The sequence below is a fragment of the Liquorilactobacillus hordei DSM 19519 genome (assembly GCF_019443985.1).
Classification (GTDB): domain Bacteria; phylum Bacillota; class Bacilli; order Lactobacillales; family Lactobacillaceae; genus Liquorilactobacillus; species Liquorilactobacillus hordei.
On the sequence record NZ_CP049303.1, the window covers coordinates 1,249,163 to 1,275,382 of the forward strand.

Here is a 26,220-nt window from a genome sequence, read left to right on the forward strand (position 1 = left end):
TTTTGAATTTTTCTTAGTATTCAAGCGTTAAATGATACCAAAAGCACTCAGATCTTTAAATTTCTAAAAATTAACTTTGTTTTTAGCAACATATATTGTAAAATAATTTGCGAGTTTTATTTTTAATAAAAATAAGTTTTCGGTATGGGAAGGATAAAAATGATTTATTTTGATAATAGTGCAACAACTAAAGTTGCACCTCAGGCATTGGAAACCTACATCAAGGTTAGTAATCAGATTTGGGGAAACCCATCCTCACTTCATGCTGCAGGTGAACACGCATTTGGATTATTAGAGCAAGCGAGATTGCAGATTGCTAATCTGATGGGTGTTGAACAAGATGAAATTTTTTTTACAAGCGGTGGAACTGAAGGCGATAATTGGGTTGTTAAGGGCACGGCTATTGAAAAAAGAATACATGGTAAACACTTAATTACTTCAAGTGTTGAACATCCCGCAGTGTTAAATTCGATGGTTCAGTTAGAGAAACTAGGTTTTGAAGTAACATATCTGCCAGTCAATGAGAATGGACAGGTTTCTGTTCAAGATTTAAAGGATGCGATTCGGCCAGATACGATTCTAGTTTCAATCATGGCTGTTAATAACGAGATTGGAACTATTCAGCCAGTTGATAAGATTGCTGAGATATTAAAGAATTATCCCAAAATTCATTTTCATATTGATGCAGTTCAGGGTATAGGCAAAGGAATTCAGCAAATTATTATGAACAATCGCGTTGATTTTGTAACTTTTTCTGGGCATAAGTTCCATGCACCAAGAGGCATTGGGTTCATGTTTAAGCGCCGAGGCCGTAAATTAGCGCCATTAATGAGCGGTGGAGGACAGGAGAAAAATTTGCGTAGTGGAACGGAGAATCTTCCTGCGATAGCTGCTATGGCTAAATCTTTGAGACTACTATTAGAAGAGGAAAAAACCAAAGTTGCGAAACAACTTGAAATAAAAAAATTTATTTATGATTATGTCACTAAATTTCCTAAAGTTACGATGTTTTCACAAATGACATCAGAATTTGCACCCCATATTCTTTGCTTTACGATTGATGGTGTCAGGGGTGAGACAATTGTGCATGCCTTTGAGGAACATGGGATTTATATTTCAACAACAAGTGCATGTTCCTCTAAAAAACATGTTGTCTCAGGAACATTAAATGCAATGAATATTCCTGAAAAGGTTGCAACATCTGCGATTCGTGTTAGTCTAGATGAACATAATAGTTTGGCAGAGGCTCAAACATTTGTCGATGTGTTTGAACAATTATATCATCAATTTGAAAAGATTAATTCGTAAAAATGAAAGGAAGTAAAGTGTGCAATATACAGAAATAATGGTTCGCTATGGCGAATTATCAACTAAAGGTAAAAATAGAAAAAACTTTATTGATCGGTTAGCTTTTAATACAAGAGAGAGTCTACATTCTTTTTCCAAACTCATCATCAAGGCTAATAGAGATAGAATGCATATCCAATTAAATGGTGAGGACAGTGCTGCTGTGATGAAGCGCTTGGGACAGGTTTTTGGCATTCAGAACTTTTCACCATCGGTTAAGGTTAAACGTGATATTGAACTTGTGAAGCAAACGGCTGTTGCAATGATCAAAGAACAGTTTACTGAGGGTACGACTTTTAAAATCAATACCCGCCGTTCAGACCATGATTTTGAATTAGACACCAACGAGATGAATGATTTACTTGGTGGATATGTGCTCGATAGTATTCCAGAAATTAAGGTTCAGATGAAAAAACCAGACATTACCTTACGAGTTGAGATTAGAAGTAATGGAATCTTTTTATCAAGCCAGACAATTAATGGTGCTGGTGGTCTTCCAGTTGGAACAGCTGGAAAGGGAATGTTAATGTTGTCAGGTGGAATTGATTCACCTGTGGCGGGTTATCTTGCAATGAAACGTGGAGTGGCAATTGAAATGGTTCATTTCTTTAGCCCACCTTATACCAGTGAGCAAGCTTTGAATAAGGCTAAAGAGCTGACTTCTAAACTTGCACCATTTGTTGGAAGTATCAAATTTATTCAAGTCCCATTTACGGAAATCCAAGAAACGGTTAAGCATGATGTTCCATCAGGTTATTTGATGACCGTTCAAAGACGTTTTATGTTACGTCTTACGGCTTTGATTGCTCAAAAACGAGATGGACTTGCTATTTTCAACGGGGAAGCACTTGGACAGGTGGCTTCACAAACACTTGAAAGTATGGTCGCAATAAATGATGTGACAACTCTGCCAGTGTTACGTCCAGTAGTTTCGATGGATAAAAATGAGATCATTGAGATTGCACAAAAAATTGATACATTTGATTTATCGATCATGCCTTTTGAAGATTGTTGTACTATTTTTGCACCACCGGCACCTAAAACAAGACCACGCCTAGATAAGGCGAGAATCTATGAATCACGCTTAGATGTTGATGGAATGATAGAAAGAGCAATGGATGGAATTGAAATCACGGAAATTAAGAGTGATCAGAAATTTCTAGCTGAAACCAATGATAGTTTTGCGGAACTTCTATAATTTAAGCTTGACGGTATTATATATTCAAGCTATTATATAGGGCATAAGCGAAGAACAAGAGGGTTTTGCAGACATTGGTTTTCAGAGAAGAGGTTGTGTGCTGAAAGATCTCTAGCCAGTCTCAAGATTGTAGCTTGTAAGCTGTTGGACTGAACTGAATTACGTAAGTCTGACCGGACATGTTCGTTATCATGGAATTAAGAGGGGTTAAAAGCCCAACTTAGGTGGTACCACGGTGAAAGTCGTCCTAATTTTTTTAGGATGGCTTTTTTGTTTTATAAAAAAGAAAGGACTGAAAGTATGACAAAAGAGATTGAGATGTCAACGAAATATGACCCACAACAAGTTGAACCGGGTCGCTATGAAAAATGGCTGGAACAAGGAGTATTTAAACCAAATGGAGACAAAAAGGCAAAGCCGTATTCAATTGTTATCCCGCCACCAAATGTCACAGGTAAGTTGCACTTAGGACATGCGTGGGATACTACATTGCAAGATATGATTATTCGTCAAAAAAGAATGCAGGGTTTTGATACTTTATGGCTTCCGGGGATGGACCATGCAGGAATTGCGACACAAGCTAAGGTTGAAGCCCGCCTCGCAGAACAAGGTATCTCTCGTTATGACTTAGGTCGTAAGAAGTTTATCGAAACTGTCTGGGAATGGAAAGATGAATATGCGGATATTATTCATCAGCAATGGAAGAAACTCGGATTGTCTTTAGATTATGATCGTGAAAGATTTACACTTGATGATGGGTTGTCTAAAGCTGTACGGAAAGTATTTGTGACATTGTATAAAAAAGGCTTAATTTACCGTGGTGAATATATCATCAACTGGGACCCAAAGGCTAGAACAGCATTGTCTGATATTGAAGTTATTCATAAGGATGTAAAGGGTGCCTTTTATCATGTCAAGTATCCATTTGCTGATGAGACAAAGTTCAATGGTAAGAACTATATTGAAATTGCAACGACTCGTCCTGAAACGATGATGGGTGATGTTGCAGTTGCAGTTCATCCTAGCGATGAACGATACAAGGAGATTGTTGGAAAGACGTTAATCCTACCGTTGCAAGGACGTAAAATTAAAATAATTGCGGATGAGTATGTTGATCCAGAATTTGGAACAGGAATGGTTAAGATTACACCCGCACATGATCCTAATGACTTTGCGGTTGGTAATCGTCATGATTTAGAAAGAATCAATACCATGAATGAAGATGCATCAATGAATGCCAATGCCGGTAAATATGAAGGAATGGATCGCTTTGAGGCACGTAAAGCGATTGTGGCTGATCTTGATGCCGAGGGTTATTTATTGCGGATTGAACCAATCACACATAGTGTTGGTCATTCTGAACGTACGGGCGTACAAGTTGAAGCACGTTTATCAACTCAATGGTTTGTCAAGATGAAACCATTGGCAAAAGTTGCATTGGAGAATCAAAATTCAGAACAAAGAGTGAATTTTGTACCTGGGCGTTTCGAAAATACTTTTACGCAGTGGATGGAAAATGTTCATGACTGGGTAATTTCACGACAATTGTGGTGGGGACATCAGATACCTGCGTGGTACCATAAAAAAACCGGCGAAATCTATGTTGGTGAAGAAGCACCACAAGACATTGAGAACTGGATTCAAGATGAAGATGTATTAGATACTTGGTTTTCAAGTGCCTTATGGCCATTTTCTACAATGGGTTGGCCAGACGAGAACGCGGCCGACTTCAAGCGTTACTTCCCAACAGATACCTTAGTTACAGGTTATGATATTATTTTCTTCTGGGTTTCGAGAATGATTTTCCAAAGTCTTGAATTCACAGAAGAGCGTCCATTTAAGCATGTACTTATTCACGGCTTGATACGTGATGAGAATGGTGTCAAAATGAGTAAATCATTGGGAAATGGAATTGACCCAATGGATGTAATTGACAAGTATGGTTCAGATGCATTACGCTGGTTCTTATCCAATGGCTCTGCCCCTGGACAAGATGTACGCTTCAGTTACACAAAGATGGATGCTGCATGGAATTTCATCAATAAAATCTGGAATGCTAGCCGGTTCGTTATTATGAACCTTGATGACGAGACAAAGGCACAATTACCTACAAAACAAGAATGGAAATTATCAGATAAATGGATTATTAGTCGCTTGAATGAGACTATTGGTGAAGTTACACGTTTGTTTGATAGCTTCGAATTCGGTGAAGCTGGCAGGGCACTTTACAACTTTATCTGGAATGATTTTTGCGATTGGTATATTGAGATGTCAAAAGAAGATTTGAATGGAACAGACGAACAGGCGAAGAAGGATACACAGAATATTTTGTGTTATGTTCTTGACCAGACTTTAAGACTGTTACATCCAATCATGCCATTTGTTACTGAAAAAATTTGGTTGGAAATGCCACACGATGGTGAATCATTAGTGACTGCAAAGTACCCTGAATATAATGCTGCTGATGTAGATGAGGTTGCACAAGGAGAAATGGAGAATTTGATTGAATTGATCAAGGCTGTTCGTAATAGCCGTGCTGAGGTTAATGCACCAATGTCAAGTGCAATTGAAATCTTAATTAAAACTTCAAGCGAAAAAACAAAGAAAATTTTTGAATCTAACATTGACTATATTGAACGTTTCTGTCATCCTAAGAAACTCGAAATTAGTACGGATGTTATTGCCCCAGATTTGGCAATGACTTCTGTTATTACAGGTGCTGAGGTATATTTGCCACTCGCAGACTTAATCAATATTGATGAGGAGATTGCAAGACTTCAAAAAGAAGTTAAGAAATTGGAAAACGAAGTCACTCGTGGGGAAAAGAAATTGGGTAATGAACGTTTCGTTTCTAATGCTCCTGCGGAAGTTGTTGCTCAAGAAAAAGAGAAACTTAGTGACTACAAAGCAAAACTAGAAGCAACTAAAGAAAGAATTATAACTTTAAAGAAAAACTAGTTTAGTGTGTTAATAAGAATGATTTTACTAACAAAGGATTGAGAATCCGTATAAAAGGGATTAGATCAAAATTAATTTTGGTCTAATCCTTTTTTGTGTATTGACGATTTATGTAGTTCAGATTAATTCAGAAATTATAGGATATATATTAAATTATTTATAAGATAAAAGTGATGCTTTTTTATAGCAGAACATGTTTTAGTGGAATTGGTGGAATATAAAACATAAAATTATAGAGTTATTCACATTTTTTTTGTTGTTACTTCACATAATATTCAAAAAAGAACTTTAGAATTAAAAGAATAAAATAGCGGTATTTTTTGAGAGATTTTTTTAATATAAAGGAGATTTTCATATTATGAGTTTAAAAAAGGCACTGCATTGCAGTATTAGAAGAACTCAAACTTTTATTGATTTACCATACGAAAAGAAAATGGGAAAAGAGCTCAAAAAAAGTGAATTAAAAGTAGCGATTAATGGAGCGGCAAAGTTACTTAAATTGTGGATGAAACGAAATGATTATTCACAAGTGAAGTATGGACTTTCAATGACGATAATTTTGAAAAATGAAGCGCCTTATATTAGGGAATGGCTAGCGTATTATATTTCAATTGGAGTAGAACATTTTTATATCTATGATAATGACAGTCAAGATGATCTAAAGAAAGTATTAGTAGAATTTAACGATAAGGTGACCTATGTAATGTTTAGTGGAACTGCAAGACAAATGGATGCTTATAATGATGCTTTAAATAAATACGGTAGTTACTCGAGATACATGGGATTTTTGGACGCGGATGAGTTCATCTATTTAAAGGATGGAAAACTAAGCTTTTTTAATTTATTAAAAAATTATTTTACTGATTCACATGTTGGTGGTTTTGTAATCAACTGGCAAATATTTGGTTCTTCTTTTTTGAAAAAAAAACCACAAGGACTACTAACTGACAATTTTGTATATCGTGCGCAGAAGAATTTTGAGAAGAACTTCCACGTCAAATCAATCGTGGATCCCAGAAAAGTAGTTGGATTTTTGAATGATCCACATGGAGCTTTTTATTTACCTGGATATTATGCAGTAAATGAGAAAAGTCAAATAGTGGATGGCCCATTCTCCCAGGATGTAGAGACAGATAAGATTCAGATTAATCATTATTTTACTAAATCAGAAGAGGAATTCCTGCAAAAAAAAGCAAGGGGACGTGCAACTAAAAACTCGCAAAGAACAATGCAAGATTTTAAAGATCATGATAGAAATGATCTTTTTGATGACTCGATGAGAGCTTACAATCAAAAAAATAAGCTTGATTAATTTTTAGAAAAGAGGGTTCATGTTATGAGAGAAAGTAACAAGCTAAAAATAGCAGTTGCCGGAACGGGTTATGTTGGATTAAGCATTTCGATTTTACTGGCACAGCATAATCAAGTCTTTGCAGTTGATATTGATGAAGAAAAAATCGAATTGCTGAAGAAGAAAGTCTCACCAATTGCAGATAAAGAGATTGTAGAATACCTTACGACCCATGAGTTGGACTTAATTCCAACGACTAATGCAGAATTGGCTTATAAAGAGGCTGACCTTGTGATTATAGCAACACCGACGAATTATGATAGTGAAAAGCAATTTTTTGATACTTCTTCTGTTGAACAGGTTATAGAATTAGTAAGAAAATACAATAAGGAAACGGTGATCGTTGTTAAGTCGACGGTACCTGTAGGATTCACAAAAAAAATTAAAAATAAGCTAAATTTAGAAAACATAATTTTTAATCCTGAATTTTTACGTGAAAGTAAAGCTTTATATGACAATCTTCATCCCTCAAGAATTATTGTTGGTACTGATTTGGCAGATAAAAAAGAGAAAAAGAATGCACAATATTTTGCAAGTTTGTTAAAAAGGGGGGCTCTTGAGCAAAATGTAGATACGCTCGTGATGGGTTACACCGAAGCAGAGGCTGTAAAATTATTTTCAAATACGTATTTAGCATTAAGAGTCAGCTATTTTAACGAACTTGATACTTACGCAGAGTCAAAGGGGCTTAATACACAGCAAATTATTGCTGGTGTTGGCTTAGATCCACGGATTGGTAAAGGATATAATAATCCATCATTTGGCTATGGTGGATATTGTTTGCCCAAGGATACAAAGCAATTACTGTCGAATTATAAGGACGTTCCACAAAATCTGATAGAAGCAATTGTCAAGTCTAATGATACTCGAAAAGAGTTCATTGCAGACCAGATTGTCAACTTGATTGCTAAGACTGACTCTGATGAGAATAGGGCTAGAGTTGGTGTCTATAGATTAACAATGAAAAAAAATAGTGATAACTTTCGCGAAAGTTCAATTCAAGGTGTTATTAAAGCGTTACAAAAGATTAAGCCAGATATCAAAATTGTAATTTATGAGCCAATGTTAAAGGGACACTCTAGTTTTCAAGGATACAAAATCGAAAATGATTTGGAAGAATTCAAAAAAATAAGTAGTATCATTGTTGCAAATCGATTTAATGATGAATTAGCAGATGTGCGTACAAAAATATATACAAGAGATTTATTTCATTTGGATTAAGAATAAAAGAATTGCTATCTAAAATTATGGTTTCTCCAAAAAATTGTCAAGATTTGGCTATGGGAGAAACCTTTTATATGAATAAGGTAGATTGCAAATTTAATCCGAATTTTTGGACAAATTTGTCAGCATAGCCTGATACGATGTTTGCCAGTCGAGTATTTTAAGCGGTCGCTGGTTAATTTGGAGTAACGTCGTCGTTAAATCTTGAGCACTAATGTGCTCAAAACGAGTCCCTTTAGGATAAAAATAACGTAAATTCCGATTAAAGCGTTCATTACTACCACGTTCAGCTGGAGTATAAGCATGGCAGTAATAGGTCTTAATACCATATTGTGATTCAAGTGATACTAGCCCACTAAACTCAGTGACACGGTCCACAGTAAAGCTGTGCACCGGACCATTAAAAGTGGTTAGGAACTTAGTTAGTGCTTCATTAACAGTCGCTGTCGTCCAATCTTTTAACCGGTATGCCCAAGGGAACCGTGATTTTCGATCGATTAAAGTTAATAAAAATGCCTTACTATGCCCACGAGGACCAACGACTGTATCTAGTTCAAAATCGCCGATGCGATTACGTTGATTAATCATCATGGGACGCTGTTCAATTGATCGCCCCAAAGATTGATTATATTTGGATCGTTGGTCAACGTTACGCCGTTGGCGTACGCCATGTTCAGGTAGATCATTCAAGGAGAAACCAATTCTCCCCTGATTTAGCCAATTATAAATAGATTTAGTGGCTAGTTTAAATTCGTGAGCAATCATTCCTGGTGACCAGCTTAGACGTAAATGGTTGAGAATTTTTTGCTTTAACTCATCGCTCAGCTTAGTTTTCCGACCACATCGTGATCGCTTGTATTCGGCATCTGTTTGTGCTAATTCAGCCTGATAAGGTTGACATCGAGATAATTCATAAGAAATTGTTGACGGTGATCGGTTCAGCCGAACGCCCATTTGGATATTGGACAGCCCTAGTTCACAAAAGGTTTCGATTTTAATTCGTTCGGAATAGGTTATACTAGACAAAAGATCAGCTCCTAAAAGATGGGTTTGTGGTAAACACCATTTTAAAGGAAGCTGATCTTTTTTGTCCGAACAGCGTTCGGATTAATTTTACAATCTACCTTATCTAATCCTAATTTATAAAAGTCAGCGATAAATGGTGGCGTGTTACTTATTATTCAACGACGTCAAAATTCGCTTTGATGCCTGTCCGTTGAAGTCATTGGTTTGTAGCCGTTCAAAAACGTCTTTCATAATGTGCATTAATTGTTGATCGGACAAACCTTGGGCAGATAATGTATTGAGCATGACTTGCAGCAAGTCGATTGGCAGGACCGGTCGCTGTTCAGGATGCGCACTGAAGAATTCCTGAACGGCTTGGTCGTGTAAGCGCCAGTAAACTGGGTTTTGGACATCATCAAAAATCGTTTTTAGTTGCTCTAGGGCCGGTGATAGCGGAATGTTTTTGGCAATAATCGTCGTTAGCATCCCATCACGAGCCGGGATACGAACATCCGCCACGTAATCTTTTAATAGTAAGAAATGAGTCTTGAATGGTGGCCGTAACGTAAAGGTCATCGTTAATGCAATTTGACTATCAGTAGCTGCCATGATGATTCCCCCTAATATGATTGGCAGTGAGTGGCAAATTAATGACGCTTCGTGAAGCGGACGACGGCTTCGCAACGAGCTGTTTGCGGGAACATGTCGATCGATTGAATATAGTCGACTTGATATCTGCGGGTAAGTGCTTGTAAATCCTGAGCAAGCGTCGATGGGTTACATGAAATGTAGACGAGTTTTTCCGGTGCGCTTTGCAAGATGGCATCAATTAAGACATTATCTAAACCAGTACGGGGTGGATCAATGACCATTGCATCGGGCACAAAACCGCTCGCTAACCATTGCGGTAACAAGACTTCCGCCTCACCAACTTCGTAATGAGCATTAGTGATCTGATTGCGTTGGGCGTTGGCATTGGCATCTGCGACGGCTGCCGGAATGGTATCCATTCCCCGAACTTTCTTAGCCACGTCGGCTAGTGATAAACCAATCATTCCGACACCTGAATAAGCGTCGACTAGCGTCTCATTAGGTGATAAGTTCAAAGCTTCGCGTGCTAAGCGATAGAGTTTCTTGGTTTGCTGCGGGTTCAATTGGAAGAAGGCCAGAGCAGATAAATCGAAGACTAGGCCGTCTAGTTCCTCCGTAATAGTTGGTTTGCCGGCCAGTAATGTTGTTTGGTCACCCCAGATCAATGAAGTTTTACCAGCATTGATATTTTGCATGACCGACACGACCATTGGCAGTTTTTCAGCGATTTTCATCAATAATTGATGCTTTTTCGGTAACTTGGGTGTATTTGTGATGAAGACCAGCTGAATTTCACCAGTGGCGGCCGCTTCACGCACAACGATCGTCTTGACGATGCCAGAATTATGTTCTTCATCGTAAATCGGTACTTGGAGTTCCTCCAGCCAAGCCATGACTTGACGCATGACCGTCATTGTCGCCGGCATTTGCACCGAACAGGTCGGTAAGTCGACTAGGTCATGACTATTTTCTTTATATAAGCCAGCAGCGACGTGCCCATCAATTAAACGAACTTGAAATTGGGCTTTGTTGCGGTATTCATAAGGATTAGTCATCCCAATGGTGGGCCGGAACATCATAGTGTCGATAACCAGCTGGGCGGTATTTTTCGAGTGCTTGACGAATTAAATCTTGCTTAAAGGCTAATTGGGCCGGGTAGTCGAGGTGTTCTAATTCAAAACCACCGACTTCGCCCGCATAGGCATCGCGGGGATCGACCCGGTCAGGACTAGGCTTGCGAATACTACGAATCTTAGCTTCTAGGTAACGTGGGTGCACGGCGGTTACTTCAGCAACAACGACTTCTTCAGGAAGGACGCCCTTGACGAAGGTGATGACGTGTTTGTAATAGCCAATACCTTCACCGTTAATGCCTAAACGCCGAATGGTCAGTGGAAAACGCTGGCCGATGTTAACGGTCGCTTGCACTTTTTCATCCGGCTGTTGTCGGCGCCGATCATTGTGCGATCGGGATTGGTGCGAATAATGATTAGATTGTGGCATAAGTTTGATTTTGACCTCGTTTTTCTGTGAACTGTGTTAATCTCCATTATAGCATGTGGAAAGACACAGGATAACTGAGGAGGATTGTTTGAAAGTCGCCTAACAGTCAGGTTATAATGATTCTAAATTAATAATCGGGGGTGGGCATATGAATTCATTGATTAGTTTAGAAAAAGTTAATTATCAAATCGCTGATCAACATATTTTACATGATGTTGATTGGCAGATTCCAGCTGGGGCTCATATTACATTGACGGGACCATCCGGTGGTGGGAAAAGTACGTTATTACGGATCATTGCGGCCATGATTTCTAAAACAAGTGGGACCTTGATTTTTGATGGGCAGCCGATTGAAAGTTATGACCCAATCATGTATCGGCGGCAAGTCTCATATTGTTTCCAACAACCGACGTTATTTGGTGAGACGGTGGCAGATAACTTAGCTTTCCCGTACCAAATTCGTAAGCAAGTCATGGATACGCAACGAGTGGTAACGGCGTTAAATAATGTTGGGCTGTCCGAACGAACCCTGCATCAGCCGATTATCGAGCTTTCCGGTGGTGAACGGCAGCGGGTCGCGCTGATTCGCAACATCTTATTCTTACCAAAAGTGTTGTTATTAGATGAGGTGACAGCTGGTTTGGATGAAAATAATAAGCAAATCGTGCACGCCTGGTTACGACAGTTAAATGAGCAGGATCACGTGACAACGATCATGATTACTCATGACGCGACAGAGATTGCTGCGGCAGATCAATTAGCGAAAGTGGTTGCTGGCAGATTGGAGGTACACGCATGAATTTAGCAGTTAATAATACGTCGCTATTTTTGGCGGCAATGTTAGTGCTCGTCGCGTTAGGAATTAGTTTGTGGCAGAAACTTGGCTTGGATAGGGACATCGTCATTGGTGTCGTGCGGGCTGTTGTACAACTATTTATCGTGGGTTACTTGCTAAAGTATATTTTCCGAGTCAACAATTTGTGGCTAACGCTGGCGATGATGGGCTTCATTATCTTCAATGCGTCTTGGAATGCGAAAAAACGGGGGCCGGGGATTGACCATGCATTAGCCATTTCGTTATTAGCCATTTTTGTTAGTACGGGGGTAACACTCGGCGTCCTCGTGCTATCTGGTGCGATTAAGTTTGTGCCATCGCAAATGATTCCCATTTCTGGTATGATTGCGTCGAATTCAATGGTCGCAATTGGGCTGGCTTATCGCAGCCTCAATAGTCAGTTTCATGACCAGCGGCAAGGTGTGCTTGAACGGTTGGCGTTAGGGGCTGGTCTACTTGATGCTTCGATTGCCATCGTGCGTGAGGCGATTCGTACGGGGATGTCACCAACCATTGATTCGGCAAAGACTGTGGGTCTAGTCAGTCTGCCAGGGATGATGTCCGGTTTGATCTTTGCAGGGGTCGATCCAGTACGGGCCATTAAGTATCAAATTATGGTCACGTTCATGCTCTTATCAGCGACTAGTTTGGGGTCAATCATTGCGTGCTATTTAGCTTACCGTAATTTCTATAATGAACAAAAACAGTTGAAGTAATGACTCCAGATTGCAGTCCCGCGGGGAGTCCTTTATGATGGAAGCTGAAATAAAACTTAATGCGGGGGTATTGATGTGAATGACGCAGCGGTTTGGGTTCCAGTTCCAGCAATGTTTTACTGGGGCTGGTTAGTACCACTCATATTTGGAACCATTTTTGGTTGGCGTTATCATCGCGATAAGGTTCGCCGAGGTAACGGTATTTGGTTTTCGCTATTTTTCTATTCGTTTTTAACCATGCTGGCGATTACAATTTTAGGTAGCAATATCCACTGGTTGATCATTATCAGTGGGACGTTGTTTGTGTTGCTGATCCTGTTGATTGGGCTGATTTTTACCTTACAAGCTTTCTTGCTCATATGGAATGCGTGGATCATGTGGCGTCATGAGAGTCATACGTTGGCGAATATGCTGACCTTGTACTTGGGACTGGCCATTCTGATTTTGCCATTTTTAGGCAATCTGTTGAGTAGTCATGTGCCGCAGCCCGTGAGTTATTTTTTGACGGTATTTCCGAATCTGGTCATTTTTTACCTTGGTTTTTGGTTTTATAACTATCTGACGATTTATCAATTCAATTGGCCCCGTCTGCGACAAGATTATATTATTGTGCTTGGGGCTGGCTTGTTAGATGGAGACCGTGTCTCGCCATTGCTAGGGCAACGAATCATGCGTGGACTGCGCTTTTATCAGAAGCAACAACGCAAGACGCATCATCGGGCCGTGATGAAACGGTTCCGGAAGGCCAAGCCATGCTGGAATACGCCATTGTGCATGGCCTTCCTGCAACGGATGGCTGGGCGGAGACGCAATCGAAGACGACCTTGCAAAATATGCAGTTTAGTAAGCAATTGATTGCACAGGGACCTGTTAAAAATCCACGCACGATTTTTGTTACAAATAATTACGGTAGATTGCAAATTTAATCCGAATTTTTTGACAATTTGGTCAGCATGACCTGATAAGGTGTTTGCCAGTCAAGTATTTTAAGTGGTCTCTGATTAATTTCGAGTAAGGTGGTTTTCAAGCCTTGAGCACTAATGTTCTCAAAACGAGTCCCTTTAGGATAAAAATAACGTAAATTCCGATTAAAGCGTTCATTACTACCACGTTCAGCTGGAGTATAAGCATGGCAGTAATAGGTCTTAATACCATATTGTGATTCAAGTGATACTAGCCCACTAAACTCAGTGCCACGGTCCACAGTAAAGCTGTGCACCGACCGGACCATTAAAAGTGGTTAGGAACTTAGTTAGTGCTTCATTAACAGTCGCTGTCGTCCGATCTTTTAACCGGTATGCCCAAAGGAACCGTGATTTTCGATCGATTAAAGTTAATAAAACTGCCTTACTATGCCCACGAGGACCAACGACTGTATCTAGTTCAAAATCGCCGATGCGATTACGTTGATTAATCATCATGGGACGCTGTTCAATTGATCGCCCCAAAGATTGATTATATTTGGATCGTTGGTCAACGTTACGCCGTTGGCGTACGCCATGTTCAGGTAGATCATTCAAGGAGAAACCAATTCTCCCCTGATTTAGCCAATTATAAATAGATTTAGTAGCTAGTTTAAATTCGTGAGCAATCATTCCTGGTGACCAGCTTAGACGTAAATGGTTGAGAATTTTTTGCTTTAACTCATCGCTCAGCTTAGTTTTCCGACCACATCGTGATCGCTTGTATTCGGCATCTGTTTGTGCTAATTCAGCCTGATAAGGTTGACATCGAGATAATTCATAAGAAATTGTTGACGGTGATCGGTTCAGCCGAACGCCCATTTGGATATTGGACAGCCCTAGTTCACAAAAGGTTTCGATTTTAATTCGTTCGGAATAGGTTATACTAGACAAAAGATCAGCTCCTAAAAGATGGGTTTGTGGTAAACACCATTTTAAAGGAAGCTGATCTTTTTTGTCCGAACAGCGTTCGGATTAATTTTACAATCTACCATAAAAATAAAAAATTTGAGATGAACATCATTTTTTTGTGAATGAAGTAAAAGTTGTTTGTTCTGATAAGCCCTTTAATGTACAATGAATTTGAGAGTAAGAAGGGTTGAAAATAATGGCATTTGATGACTACGAACAGGCAATTTCTTTTATTCATGGAAGAACGAAATTTAAGAAAATTCCAACTTTAGCTAGGATGAAGTTGTTTCTAGAACTTCTGGGTAATCCTGAATCTGCTTTAGAACTAATTCATGTAACAGGTACGAATGGTAAAGGATCAACTGTAGCTTTTTTAAGGGAGCTACTACAAGAACAAGGGTTAAAAGTGGGAACTTTTACCTCACCATTTATTGTCAAGTTCAATGAACGTATTCAGATTAACAAGCAGATGATTCCTGATGACAAGTTAGTTGAACTTGTCAATTATATAAAACCAGTTGTTGCACAAATGGATCATGATTTAAGCGAAACTGAAGGAGGACCAACTGAGTTTGAGATTGTTACAGCTTTAATGTTTCTATATTTTTCGCAGGAGAAAGTTGATATTGCAGTAATCGAGGTTGGGATTGGAGGAACATTTGATTCAACTAATGTAATAAAAAAGCCGCTTGTTTCAGTAATAACGACAGTTGCACATGATCATGCGAAATTATTGGGTAACTCGTTGAAACAAATTGCTGGACATAAAGCAGGGATAATCAAGGAAGGTTGCCCAGTTGTGGTTGGAAATATTCCTGAAGAGGCGCTTGAGGTAATTAAGACAAGGTCTGCAAAAAAGAATGCGAGATTGTTTATTCTCAACGAGGATTATTTTTTCAAAGAGGCACAAAAAAAGATTTCATGGGGAGAAGTCATTGATTATAAAGGGTTGGGTTTTAAAATTGACGGCCTGCAGACTTCCCTTATGGGTGAATTTCAACGTGAGAATGCAGCTGTTGCACTCAGTGCTTTTTTAGTTGTCGCACTACAAAAAAAATGGCAGATAGGAAATAAAGAAGTTCGTTTAGCTATAAAAAAAGCAACTTGGCCAGGGAGATTTGAAGCGGTAAGTGAAAATCCTCTAGTTGTCCTTGATGGAGCACACAACATTGCGGCGATTGATATGATTACCAAAACAATCAATAAAAGATTCAAGCAGCAACATGTTTACATAATTGCTGCAGTGTTGGCGGATAAACAACCACGGGAGATGTTTGCACAGTTGAACAGACTTCGAAATACAACAATATACGCAACAACATTTGCAGGCCCACGACCGGTAGCGAAAGTGGAAGATGTTACTGAAAAAATTGAAACGATCAAATATTCCGAGAATTGGCAAAAAGCCTTAGTTGAAATTGTTGCGCAAATGTCAGAAGAAGATATGATTTTGATTACTGGATCTTTGTACTTTGTTTCTGAAGTAAGACACTATTTTTTAGATTAGGTGGGGACGTTGAAGATGAATTTAAAGTTAGTAATTTTTGATATGGATGGCTTAGTAGTTGACTCTGAAAAAATATATTTTGCAGCTAATCAAAGAGCAGCTAAAAAATTAGGCATGCAATATTCGATGGATTATTATCAACGCTTTATTGGTTCAGGAAATGATTTGATGTATTCAGAGATGAGCCGTGACTATGGAAGTAAAGAATTAATTTCTGAGTTTATTAGACTGAGTAAACAACAAGTTTTTAATGTGGTCAAAGAAGAGGGAATCCCGCTCAAAAAAGGATTTTTAGAATTAGCAGCTTATTTGCGGGATGCCAAAATACCTAGCATTTTAGCATCAAGTAATGATCGAATTGCGATTGATTATTTTTTAGAAACTGCTAGTATTGGACAATACTTTTCAAAAATAGTCTCAGCTAATGATGTAACTAATGCTAAACCCAATCCTGAAATCTTTGAACATGCATGGAAAGCTTCAGGTTTAAGTAGCAAGAATGAAACGGTGATCCTTGAAGATTCATATAATGGTGTTTACGCGGCAAATAATGCGCATATTCCTGTAATTATGGTCCCAGATTTAATACAGCCGACAAAAGAAGTCGCTGCGAGAACACAAGCAGTTTTAGGAAATCTAAATGAAGTAAAAAGCTACCTTGAAAAATGAGAAGAATCCCTTTTGTTTACGTAATTAAAAACGAAAGGGGTTTTTTTATGTTGACATGTCGATACAATAAAGAAGAAATAATACAAAGATTGTCCAAGTATAAAGCAGAAAGCTTAAGTGAACGTGAACTTTTATTTATATTTATTTGTGGCTTCTTAGGAAATGAAAAAGCAACCAAAAAGGTTAATAATTTCTTTTTACAATATACGGATTTACGGCAATTAAAAGATTTGTCTGAGATAGAATTAATGGAAATTGTTGAAAGTGAAAATGGTGTTCAGATGTGCAAGGCACTTTGCGAATTTGCAAAAAGGCTTAATAAAAGACCAAAACTAACCTTAGGGAAAGTCTATAGCAGTCAAGAAATAGGGGAGGAAATGGTACTTGAGATAGGTCTAAAATTACAAGAAGTACTTCTTGTAATTTTGCTAGATACAAAAAATCAAGTAATTGCCAAAAAAGTTATTTTTCAAGGAACTTTGGATACAGCAACAGTACATCCGCGCGAAATTTTTCGTTTTGCAGTGCAGTATGCAGCAGCTAGAATTATGATCGTTCATAATCATCCAAGTGGCGATACTGTCCCTTCAAAAAATGATTTGCAGTTGACCAAAAGAATTGAAGCATGTGGTGATATGATAGGAATTGGATTACTCGATCATATTGTCGTAGGATCATCAAAGTATTTGAGTATGCGTGAAGAAAAAATTCTTTCTTAAAATTGGCCTTTTACCCTTTGAATTCCTTGTTCAAGTGCGATGAATATGCTAAACTTTTTATTAGCTAATTATGCAAGGGATGTGTTTATTTGCTTACAGGTACAGTTCATTTTTTTGAAAAAGACGAAGGATACGGATTTATTACCCCAGATGATGACGGGCAGGATATTTTTGTTCACTTTTCAGCAATTAAGACTGAAGGTTATAAGACTTTGGTTGAAGGTCAAAGGGTCGAGTTTGTCGTTGCTATCGGTAAACGAGGGCCACAAGCAGTTAATGTGCATATATTACAATAAATAATTGTATAAATAATGATTAAGAATATTGAGAATTAGATACATTTTGATTTTCATTTAGTATGCTGGTTAAGTAATCAAGTTTTAGTAAACGACATTTAATTCTTATGGTATAATTAAGCTACTATTGAAGAACTGCGTTATTTGATAAAATGAAGCAATGTGAAGGGATGAAATATAGTGTTCGGAATCGGGACTAAGAATATTGGTATAGATTTAGGTACAGCAAATACAATTGTGTATGCTGAAGGTAAAGGAATCGTATTACGTGAACCTTCAGTTGTAGCTAAAAATACAAAAACAGGCGAAGTGGTTTCAGTTGGATCTGAGGCACGAGACATGATTGGACGTACACCAGCAAGTATTGTTGCGATTCGTCCAATGAAAGATGGAGTTATTGCTGACTATGATACAACAGTTGCAATGATGAAATATTACATTCAAAAAGCTGTAGGTCACAAAACAGGTAAACCATATGTGATGGTTTGTGTTCCTAGTGGAGTAACTGAAGTAGAAAAAAGAGCTGTGATTGATGCTACTCGTGTTGCAGGTGCACGAGATGCATATGTCATTGAGGAACCATTTGCTGCAGCTATCGGAGCAGGACTTCCAGTTATGGATCCCACAGGTAGCATGGTTGTTGATATTGGTGGTGGAACAACAGATGTTGCAACCATTTCTTTAGGTGGGATTGTTTCTAGTCGTTCAATTAGAATGGCCGGAGATAAGATTGACGACTCTATCATTTACTATGTACGCCAACACCATAATTTACTGATTGGTGAGAGAACTGCTGAGCAATTGAAAATGGATGTTGCATCTGCTTCAGTTGAATCTGCAAAAGAGTTAGACAGTCAGACAATTCGTGGACGTGATTTGTTGAGTGGACTTCCAAAGACAATTGATATCGAGGCCGTTGATGTTGCACAGGCGATTCAAGAGGTTGTTCAAGAGATTATTTCTGCAATTAAAGAAACATTGGAAGAAACTTCTCCTGAGATTGCTGCTGATGTAATTGATCATGGAATTGTTTTAACTGGTGGTGGTGCACAGCTACGTCATCTTCCAGAAGTAATTGCAGATGCAACTAAGGTACCTGTGTTCATTGCATCGGAGCCATTAGATTGTGTGGCTATTGGTACAGGTGAGTCACTTAAGAGTATTGAGGTAATGAAAAAAAGATAATATAGACGATTGAAGCGTGTCATGTTGGGAGGTTGGGAGTATTCGTCCAACCTCTTAATTTTTGGATATGTCTTTAAGTTTAGTGGAGGAAATAATGCAAAGATTTTTTTTCAATAAAAGACTTATCATAGTACTTGTTACAGTGATTATCGGATTTGTATTAGTCGCATTTTCAGTTACTGTTAGAAATAATAAGTCAACACCACCGATTATTCAGCAATTTGGCAATGATGTTGCTGGTCTGGTTGATAGAGTTGTTAGTTATCCTGTTAGTGCTGTAGGGAATGCTGGTGGAGCAGTTGAAAATCTACTTAATACTTATCAAGAAAATCAAAAATTAAAAAAACAAGTTGATAATTTGGCTTCTGAAAAAGTTTCTAATCAGACAATTCGTAAAGAAAATGCAGCCTTGAAAAAGCAATTGAAGTTGAATAAGTCATTGACAAATTATACTGCAGTAACATCTTATGTCATTGCGAGAACACCTTCTTCATGGCAGAATCAGATAATTATCAGTAAAGGCTCATTGGCAGGGGTTAAAAAAAATGCGTCAGTATTGTCTGACAAGGGATTGATTGGTCGAGTTACAGAAGTTAATAAGACAAATAGTAAGGTTGAACTGATTAGTACAACTAATGATAATGCGGATCGTTTTGCTACGACGATTCTCACAGATGACGGCTCAGTTAACGGATTGATTACCAATTATAATTCCAATACTAATCGACTAATAATGGGACAAATTGATTCTAAAAAAACAATGAAGAAGGGTGATAAGGTTATCACTTCCGGTATGGGGGGGAATTCTCCTCAGGGAATTTACGTCGGAACTGTCATGAAAGTTGAGAAAGACGATTATGGACTGGCTACAAAAGTTGAAATTAAACCTGCGGCAGATTTGACGAATCTTAATGTAGTTACTGTCGCAGAGAGAACAGATTAGAAGGTGGTTTAATGAGAATTTCAAAAATACGATATTATTACCCCTTGGGACTGTTCATAGCACTTTTTCTAGATGGAGCTTTAAGTGATACTTTTGCAGGCAATTTTTTTAATAGTAATTCAACTATTGAAAGTCGTTTGTTTCTTCTTTGGATTGTGATGAGTGTCTTTTTTGCAGAAGTTGAACATCCATACTTTTGGGCCGTTACAATTGGTTTAACCTTTGATTTATTCTTTACAGGTATAATTGGTCCTTTTTTTATGTTGGTGCCGCTTATCCTTTATTTAACCAAAGTAATGTATAGTTTTTTTACACCATCCTTTATTGTGGTACTATTAATATATCTGATAGATATTGCACTTTTTACACTTTTATTCTATTGGATTAATGTGCTGATTGGTTTTACAAGTGTTTCGCTTGCAAGCTTTATCAGTGGTACGCTTGGGCCCACATTAGCGTTTAATTTGGCAGCATTTGTAATTCTGTATGTGCCAATTAAAGGTTTGATGGAGTTGGCCTCAAGATAAGGAGGTTGTCGTTTAAAATGCAAAATGTTGTTTTAAAGGGTCATAAAGATGGTTATGTGATAGCTATTCACTCAGATGCTAATTTTGCAGATGTTCTTGCTGAAATAACAACTTTATTTGCTGATCTGCAAAAGGATAAAAAAAGTGATGGTACGCAACCTATTTCTTTTAATATTACTACAGGAACACGTTTGTTAAGTGCCGAAGAAAAGAAAAAAATAGAAGATATTGTTAGCAATTATCCGCTTTTTTCGATACATAAGTTTACTTCTGATGTGATGCTTATTCAAGATGCCGTTGAAATGGTGGAGAGTAAGGTCGTCCACCTCAATGCCAACACAGTAAGAAATGGACAAATTGAATATATTAAAGGTGACGTTTTGTTTATTGGTAACTTACATCGTGGAGGGATTTTAAGAGCCACTGGAAACATCTTTTTACTTGGTAATTGCGAAGGGATTATTCATGCAGGTTATTTGAGTGATGCACAAGCAATTATTGCAGGAAATGTTTCTAATGCACAACAGGTTAGAATTGCAGATGTGGTTGACATTATTTCTGAGGATGAACAAAAAAAGGCAAGAAATAGTGAAGTTGTGGTTTATGTGAACGATTTACATGCACTTGATTACACTAAACGCGATCAGGTAAAAGTAATTAGGCCAAAATTATTTGCACATATGGGAGGTTACTAAGATGGGCAAAGCGATTGTTGTTACTTCTGGAAAAGGTGGGGTAGGAAAGACAACTACTTCTGCTAATTTAGGAACTGCACTTGCACTTTCTGACAAGAAGGTTTGTTTGCTTGACCTAGATATAGGATTAAGAAATCTGGATGTCATTTTAGGCCTAGACAATCGAATTATTTATGACATTGTTGATGTCGCTAAAGGAAGAGCAAAATTACATCAGGCTTTAATCAAAGACAAACGTTTTGAAGATAAACTTTTTTTATTACCAGCAGCGCAAAATGCTGATAAATCAGTACTTGAACCGAATGAGGTTAAGAAAATAGTTGATGAGTTAAAACCCGATTTTGACTATGTTTTAATTGATTGTCCTGCAGGAATTGAGCAAGGATTTTTAAACGCAATTGCTGGAGCAGACCAAGCAATTGTTGTTTCAACACCTGAAATTTCAGCTGTTCGTGATGCGGACCGTGTGATTGGACTTCTCGAAAAAGCTGGTTTAGAGGAAGCACCTCAATTGATTATAAACAGAATAAGAACACATATGATGAATGATGGGCAGGTTATGGATATTGACGAGATAACACATCATTTATCCATTAATTTACTTGGAATTGTATTTGATGATGATAAAGTAATCAGTACTTCCAATAAAGGTGAGCCTATTGTACTAGATGAGACTAATCCAGCTGCACAAGGATATCGTAATATTGCTCGTAGGTTGCAAGGTGAGACAGTTCCTTTGATGAATATCAAGGATGTTAGCAAAAAAGGATTCTTTCAAAATATTTTTTCATGGTTAAAGAAAAAATAGGATTAATTTATGAGTTGAAAAAGGCGAAGGCAATGATTAAAGCTTCGTTTTTTTTATTGAATAAATTAAAAAAATGACAAATGAATTAATGAAGTGTAAAATTCTGCATGGATATCTTGTTTACAGCAATATTCGACAAGGTTTGGAAAGGGAGAAATAAATGTCTATAACATTAGCGATTATTGAAGTTGTATTTATGTTGAAACTTGTTTTTGCAATGCTAACAGTATTCAAGGAAAAACGTGAGATCTCTGCCACATGGGCATGGTTGTTAGTCTTACTTTTACTACCTGTAATGGGATTTATTCTTTATTTATTTATTGGGAAAAAACTCTCAAGAAACAAAATTGATGACATTCGGACACAAAAACAAATCGGAATTGATCAACTAGTTAGCTTGCAAAAAGAGCAGTGGAATGAAAAAGAATTATTACCAGCAGATGAAATAACAGATACTGCTAGAGAAATGGTTCATCTTTTTTTAGAAACTGACAATGCTATTTTAACTAAGCATAATAAAGTTGAAATATTCATAGATGGTAAGGAAAAGTTTAGGCGCTTATTTGAAGATATTGAGGCTGCAACTGATCATGTTCATGTAGAGTATTATACTTTCTATAATGACGAGATAGGAAATCAGCTTTTGCATTTGCTTGAGAAAAAAGCTGCTGAAGGCATCAAAGTAAAAGTTATTTATGATAGCTTCGGTTCTCATGGTACAACTAAGAAATTCTTTGCCAAATTAGAAGAACTAGGGGGTCGAGCTGAATCGTTTTTTAGTTCAGGACGAAGTGTTTCTAGTTTTCGTTTGAATTATCGTAATCACCGTAAGTTAGTGATTATTGATGGTAAAGTTGGTTATATTGGGGGATTCAATGTTGGGGATCAATATTTGAGTAGAAGTAAAAAATTTGGTTACTGGAGAGATACCCATATTCGTGTTCAGGGAAATGCAACTGATTCTATGCAGTCAAGATTTTTCATGGATTGGAACGCTACCGCACCAGAAGAAGATCGAATTGATTATCAAGAGAACTACTTCCCATTGGTTAAGCCGCAAGGGAAGACTAGTATACAGATTGTTTCAAGTGGTCCTGATAATGATATTGAGAAAATCAAACTTGGCTATATCAAGATGATTAATAATGCAACTGAATATATAATGATTCAAACTCCATATTTGATACCTGATGACCCTATTCTAGAGGCCCTTTCTTTAGCAGCCTTTTCAGGAATTAAAGTGAAAATAATGATTCCTTCGATGCCAGATCATCCATTCGTATATCGTGCGACACAGTACTATGCACAATCACTAATCGCAAATGGGGTTGAAATATATAGATATGATAATGGATTCTTGCACTCAAAGACATTAGTTGTGGATGATAGAATCGCTTCTGTTGGTTCTGCAAATATGGATTATCGAAGTTTTAAGTTGAATTTCGAAGTCAATGCCTTTTTATATGATCAAGAAATAAGTGAGCAGTTAAGTGATATTTTTAAAGAAGATATGAAAAAGTCAACGAAGTTAACAGTAGAAGACTTTAAGAAGCAATCATTGTGTCTGAAGTTTAAGCAGTATTTCTCGAGACTGTTGTCACCAATTTTATAGAAAATATGTTGATAAGTAATAACATAATGAAAAAGACTACTTTAGAGTATAAATTTAAAAGTAGTTTTATTTTGTTTCAAAAAAATTAAATGGAGAAAATTGATGAGTAAGAAAAAAATCTGGAGTATTGTCGTTGGAATATTAGTTATTGTGATTTTAGCAGGAATAACTGGGGCAAGTGCATATCTTTATAATTTTGCCTTTGAACCACAAAAACCACTCAATTCAAATATTCCTGCAAAAAAAGCTAAGAAACTAAGTGTTGATAAGAAGTGGTTAAGTAGAGTGAAACAAACAAGGTGGAATGAAATATCTGCAAGACAGGATCTAAAACTGTCTGCGGCCTATATTCCTGCGAAAAATGAAACAAATAAAACCATTATCGTAGCACACGGATATCAAGAAAATCACAAAGATATGGCTAGTTATATTCGAATGTTCCATGAGCTTGGATATAATGTCTTAGCACCAGATGATCGCGGAGCAGGTCAGAGTCAAGGAAAATATATCGGATTTGGTTGGCCTGACCGCTTAGATTATGTGAAGTGGATTAAGCAAGTGATTGCAAAAAATGGTAAAAATTCAGAAATAGGGCTTTTTGGTGTTAGTATGGGTGGAGCAACCGTCATGATGGTTAGTGGTGAGAAGTTGCCCAAGCAAGTTAAAGCAATCGTTGAAGATGCAGGGTATTCAAGTATTGAAGATGAACTGACATATGAACTTAAGGCTCGTTTTAATCTACCAAAAGAGCCATTAATTACGACAGCTGCTTGGTATACTAATGTTGCAGCTGGATTTAATTTTAAAGAAGGAAGTTCAGTAAAACAATTGCATAAGAATAAATTACCAATATATTTTATTCATGGTGGTAAAGATACATTTGTGCCTACCAAGATGGTTTACAAAAATTATTCAGCTGTCAAAGGTGTAAAAAAAATCTGGGTAGCAGAAAAAGCAGGACATGCGATGACTTTTTATGATTATCCTCAGGAGTATCAGAGAAGAGTCAGTGGTTTTTTTGCAAAATATTTGAAATAAACAAAAAAGAGTATGATTCACGGTAAGGTTGGTCAATGTGCCGACTTACCGAGAATCATATTCTTTTTTTAATGTAGATATTATAAAAGATAGTTAGAAAAATTTGATTTAAAGACCATATTTGAATGAAGAGGCAAAAGGTGAACTAGATTTTTGATTTAGTTCCATTTTTACCAGAAGATGATTTGATCGATTTTTAAGTCACTCTTCAATTGTAAAATTTCATTATCATCAAGTGGAGTGATTAAAGACTCAAATGTAGTTGATTCTTTTTCTGAGATAGTTGAACGCAACATTGGATCAATATAGTAATTTGAGGAACTGATTAACTCACTGTCTGGTTCAATTTGATGAACAAAATTTTCTACTTGTTCGTTCTTTGGTAATGAACTTGAAAATTCTTCATCTGGAAAGAAAAATTTTAGCAACTTAACATATTTTTCATGCCAGATAATCTCTGTATCATGTTCTCTAGCAGTTTCATTATATTTAGCAAGTCGTTCTGGGTTTAGAGGAGAAAGTACGACTTTGGCAGGAATATCACTAGACATACGTGATAAAAATTTACCAAATTGTTTTTGAATACCAGTTTCACTAATGATTGAACCAGAATTAACGGCATGCATTTTTTGGTCTAAGTAGAAAATACTTGGTTGTTCTTGGCGAATAATTTTTTTCCATTTGTTAATTCGTTTATTATGTGCCCCTTTAGTAGTAAAGGAATGGCAATAAAAAATGGAACCGCTTATTGATTTTATAGATAGGCTTAGTGAACCAAATAACGAATCGTCATTTCTGTAAGCAGTTACTTTTAGATCACCTATTTTTTGAGAATATTGGATGGGAATTATTTTCGGTTGACTTTGCAATTTATCAATGAAACCAAAGCGAATTAGTTTTTGAATCAATGTGTAGAGTTCTTGTGATAAGTAGAAGTTAATCTTTTTGTTAGCAATTCTTAGAGCGTTAATATTATTGTCGCTATAATGTGTAATGAAAACCTGGTTCTTGACAATCTTTTCACGCACATCAAGTTGGATATTTTCGAAAGTGAGTTCTGAATTATTTTCTGACATATTGAGGTCTCCTTAGATAAGGTGCAAGTGTACTAACTTTTTAGAAGCATATATTTTGAGTCTTTAAATATAACGTGTACAATATAGTTAGGACATATCAAAGAATGGAGGAACTAAAAATGTATTTAAAAATTACTCCTGAGGCACAGGCAAAATTACAAAGTAAAATAGGAGAAACAAAAGTTAAAGTCTTACTGGATTTTGATGATGGTGTTGGGGCTTTCTCCCGTGTTGGAACTTGTACTCTAGCATCAGTTTTTCGCATACTTTTAGTGGATCCGACTGTAGATTCCCATGACTATGATGAAAAGGTCGATACTGATATGGGTCCGTTCTCCATTAAAGGCTATAGCAAGATGTATATGGATGAAAACATGACCTTAGAATTAAATGACAAGACTCAGATGTTACGGCTCAAAGGTGCTAATTCAGGCGAGTTAACGGCGGCTGTTAATGTCGAACGGTTTGAGGTTGGAGTCTAGTCAAGGATTGGCATGTATGTGTATCAATGTGAATAAAGTGACAAAAGTCTAGATGAAGCGG

General features: G+C 37.3%; 23 protein-coding genes, 2 pseudogenes and 1 other annotated feature. Of the genes and pseudogenes, 20 read left to right on the forward strand and 5 right to left on the reverse strand.

What is annotated here, in order from left to right:
- The first annotated feature begins 159 nt into the window (after positions 1-159).
- From G6O70_RS07210 to G6O70_RS07230, 5 genes are all read left to right on the forward strand, one after another.
- Positions 160-1,308: a cysteine desulfurase family protein gene (locus tag G6O70_RS07210; RefSeq protein WP_057869078.1), complete on the forward strand. Its 1,149-nt coding sequence runs from the start codon at positions 160-162 to the stop codon at positions 1,306-1,308.
- A 19-nt stretch (positions 1,309-1,327) separates the two neighbouring features.
- The gene (thiI, locus tag G6O70_RS07215) at positions 1,328-2,545 is read left to right on the forward strand and encodes a tRNA uracil 4-sulfurtransferase ThiI (protein ID WP_057869077.1); all 1,218 of its coding nucleotides are present in this window, start codon (positions 1,328-1,330) and stop codon (positions 2,543-2,545) included.
- A gap of 41 nt (positions 2,546-2,586) precedes the next feature.
- Positions 2,587-2,798: a binding site (T-box leader), on the forward strand.
- 47 nt (positions 2,799-2,845) lie between these two features.
- Positions 2,846-5,503, forward strand: a complete 2,658-nt coding sequence (locus tag G6O70_RS07220) for a valine--tRNA ligase (protein WP_057869162.1) — start codon at positions 2,846-2,848, stop codon at positions 5,501-5,503.
- 358 nt (positions 5,504-5,861) lie between these two features.
- Entirely contained in the window at positions 5,862-6,815 is a 954-nt protein-coding gene (locus G6O70_RS07225) for a glycosyltransferase family 2 protein (RefSeq protein ID WP_057869076.1), read from the forward strand.
- Positions 6,816-6,839: 24 nt separating this feature from the next.
- A complete protein-coding gene (locus tag G6O70_RS07230; RefSeq protein ID WP_057869075.1) occupies positions 6,840-8,075 on the forward strand; it encodes a nucleotide sugar dehydrogenase in 1,236 nt (411 codons plus the stop codon).
- 99 nt (positions 8,076-8,174) lie between these two features.
- On the opposite strand, the gene G6O70_RS07235 is transcribed toward G6O70_RS07230, so the two are convergent.
- The 3 genes and pseudogenes from G6O70_RS07235 to rlmD form a co-directional block, all read right to left on the reverse strand.
- Positions 8,175-9,104 carry an IS30 family transposase gene (locus G6O70_RS07235; RefSeq protein WP_219934262.1) on the reverse strand — a complete coding sequence of 310 codons (930 nt, stop codon included), beginning with the start codon at positions 9,102-9,104 and terminating at the stop codon, positions 8,175-8,177.
- Between the two features lie 144 nt (positions 9,105-9,248).
- Positions 9,249-9,692, reverse strand: coding sequence for a hypothetical protein (locus G6O70_RS07240; protein ID WP_057870439.1), 444 nt, complete (start codon positions 9,690-9,692; stop codon positions 9,249-9,251).
- Positions 9,693-9,730: 38 nt separating this feature from the next.
- Positions 9,731-11,177: pseudogene (gene rlmD / locus G6O70_RS07245) on the reverse strand (23S rRNA (uracil(1939)-C(5))-methyltransferase RlmD).
- 148 nt (positions 11,178-11,325) lie between these two features.
- On the opposite strand from rlmD, the gene G6O70_RS07250 reads away from it, so the two are divergent.
- The 3 genes from G6O70_RS07250 (at position 11,326) to G6O70_RS12220 (ending at position 13,654) form a co-directional block, all read left to right on the forward strand.
- On the forward strand, positions 11,326-11,976 hold the full coding sequence (locus G6O70_RS07250) for an ABC transporter ATP-binding protein (protein WP_010383508.1): 651 nt from the start codon (positions 11,326-11,328) through the stop codon (positions 11,974-11,976).
- Positions 11,973-12,728 carry an ABC transporter permease gene (locus G6O70_RS07255; protein ID WP_057870438.1) on the forward strand — a complete coding sequence of 252 codons (756 nt, stop codon included), beginning with the start codon at positions 11,973-11,975 and terminating at the stop codon, positions 12,726-12,728. The genes G6O70_RS07250 and G6O70_RS07255 overlap by 4 nt, the downstream gene beginning before the upstream one ends.
- 752 nt (positions 12,729-13,480) lie before the next feature.
- Entirely contained in the window at positions 13,481-13,654 is a 174-nt protein-coding gene (locus G6O70_RS12220) for a YdcF family protein (protein ID WP_233419204.1), read from the forward strand.
- Here the strand turns inward: G6O70_RS12220 and G6O70_RS07265 are convergent.
- Positions 13,651-14,584, reverse strand: a pseudogene (locus G6O70_RS07265) (IS30 family transposase). The gene G6O70_RS12220 and the pseudogene G6O70_RS07265 sit on opposite strands and share 4 nt — an antisense overlap.
- Before the next feature lie 214 nt (positions 14,585-14,798).
- Between G6O70_RS07265 and G6O70_RS07270 the strand changes: the two are divergent.
- From G6O70_RS07270 to G6O70_RS07320, 11 genes are all read left to right on the forward strand, one after another.
- The gene (locus G6O70_RS07270) at positions 14,799-16,109 is read left to right on the forward strand and encodes a bifunctional folylpolyglutamate synthase/dihydrofolate synthase (protein WP_057869572.1); all 1,311 of its coding nucleotides are present in this window, start codon (positions 14,799-14,801) and stop codon (positions 16,107-16,109) included.
- 15 nt (positions 16,110-16,124) lie between these two features.
- Complete coding sequence (locus G6O70_RS07275; protein WP_057869571.1) at positions 16,125-16,778, forward strand: HAD family hydrolase; 654 nt, start codon at positions 16,125-16,127, stop codon at positions 16,776-16,778.
- Between the two features lie 47 nt (positions 16,779-16,825).
- Positions 16,826-17,497 (forward strand): RadC family protein, encoded by a 672-nt coding sequence (gene radC / locus G6O70_RS07280; protein ID WP_057869570.1) that lies wholly within the window; start codon positions 16,826-16,828, stop codon positions 17,495-17,497.
- 89 nt (positions 17,498-17,586) lie between these two features.
- Positions 17,587-17,793: a cold-shock protein gene (locus G6O70_RS07285; protein WP_057869569.1), complete on the forward strand. Its 207-nt coding sequence runs from the start codon at positions 17,587-17,589 to the stop codon at positions 17,791-17,793.
- A 180-nt stretch (positions 17,794-17,973) separates the two neighbouring features.
- Complete coding sequence (locus G6O70_RS07290; protein WP_057869568.1) at positions 17,974-18,978, forward strand: rod shape-determining protein; 1,005 nt, start codon at positions 17,974-17,976, stop codon at positions 18,976-18,978.
- 94 nt (positions 18,979-19,072) lie between these two features.
- Positions 19,073-19,921: a rod shape-determining protein MreC gene (mreC, locus tag G6O70_RS07295; protein WP_057869567.1), complete on the forward strand. Its 849-nt coding sequence runs from the start codon at positions 19,073-19,075 to the stop codon at positions 19,919-19,921.
- 11 nt (positions 19,922-19,932) lie between these two features.
- Entirely contained in the window at positions 19,933-20,448 is a 516-nt protein-coding gene (gene mreD / locus G6O70_RS07300) for a rod shape-determining protein MreD (protein WP_057869566.1), read from the forward strand.
- Positions 20,449-20,465: 17 nt separating this feature from the next.
- Entirely contained in the window at positions 20,466-21,143 is a 678-nt protein-coding gene (locus G6O70_RS07305; protein WP_057869565.1) for a septum site-determining protein MinC, read from the forward strand.
- Position 21,144: 1 nt separating this feature from the next.
- Positions 21,145-21,951 carry a septum site-determining protein MinD gene (minD, locus tag G6O70_RS07310; RefSeq protein WP_057869564.1) on the forward strand — a complete coding sequence of 269 codons (807 nt, stop codon included), beginning with the start codon at positions 21,145-21,147 and terminating at the stop codon, positions 21,949-21,951.
- Positions 21,952-22,111: 160 nt separating this feature from the next.
- Complete coding sequence (cls, locus tag G6O70_RS07315; RefSeq protein WP_057869563.1) at positions 22,112-23,563, forward strand: cardiolipin synthase; 1,452 nt, start codon at positions 22,112-22,114, stop codon at positions 23,561-23,563.
- Between the two features lie 102 nt (positions 23,564-23,665).
- Entirely contained in the window at positions 23,666-24,601 is a 936-nt protein-coding gene (locus G6O70_RS07320) for an alpha/beta hydrolase (protein WP_057869562.1), read from the forward strand.
- A gap of 170 nt (positions 24,602-24,771) precedes the next feature.
- Here the strand turns inward: G6O70_RS07320 and G6O70_RS07325 are convergent, their stop codons facing one another.
- Positions 24,772-25,677, reverse strand: a complete 906-nt coding sequence (locus tag G6O70_RS07325) for an MBL fold metallo-hydrolase (protein ID WP_057869561.1) — start codon at positions 25,675-25,677, stop codon at positions 24,772-24,774.
- A gap of 104 nt (positions 25,678-25,781) precedes the next feature.
- Between G6O70_RS07325 and G6O70_RS07330 the strand changes: the two genes are divergently transcribed.
- Entirely contained in the window at positions 25,782-26,159 is a 378-nt protein-coding gene (locus G6O70_RS07330) for an iron-sulfur cluster biosynthesis family protein (RefSeq protein WP_223389026.1), read from the forward strand.
- Positions 26,160-26,220: the final 61 nt, after the last annotated feature.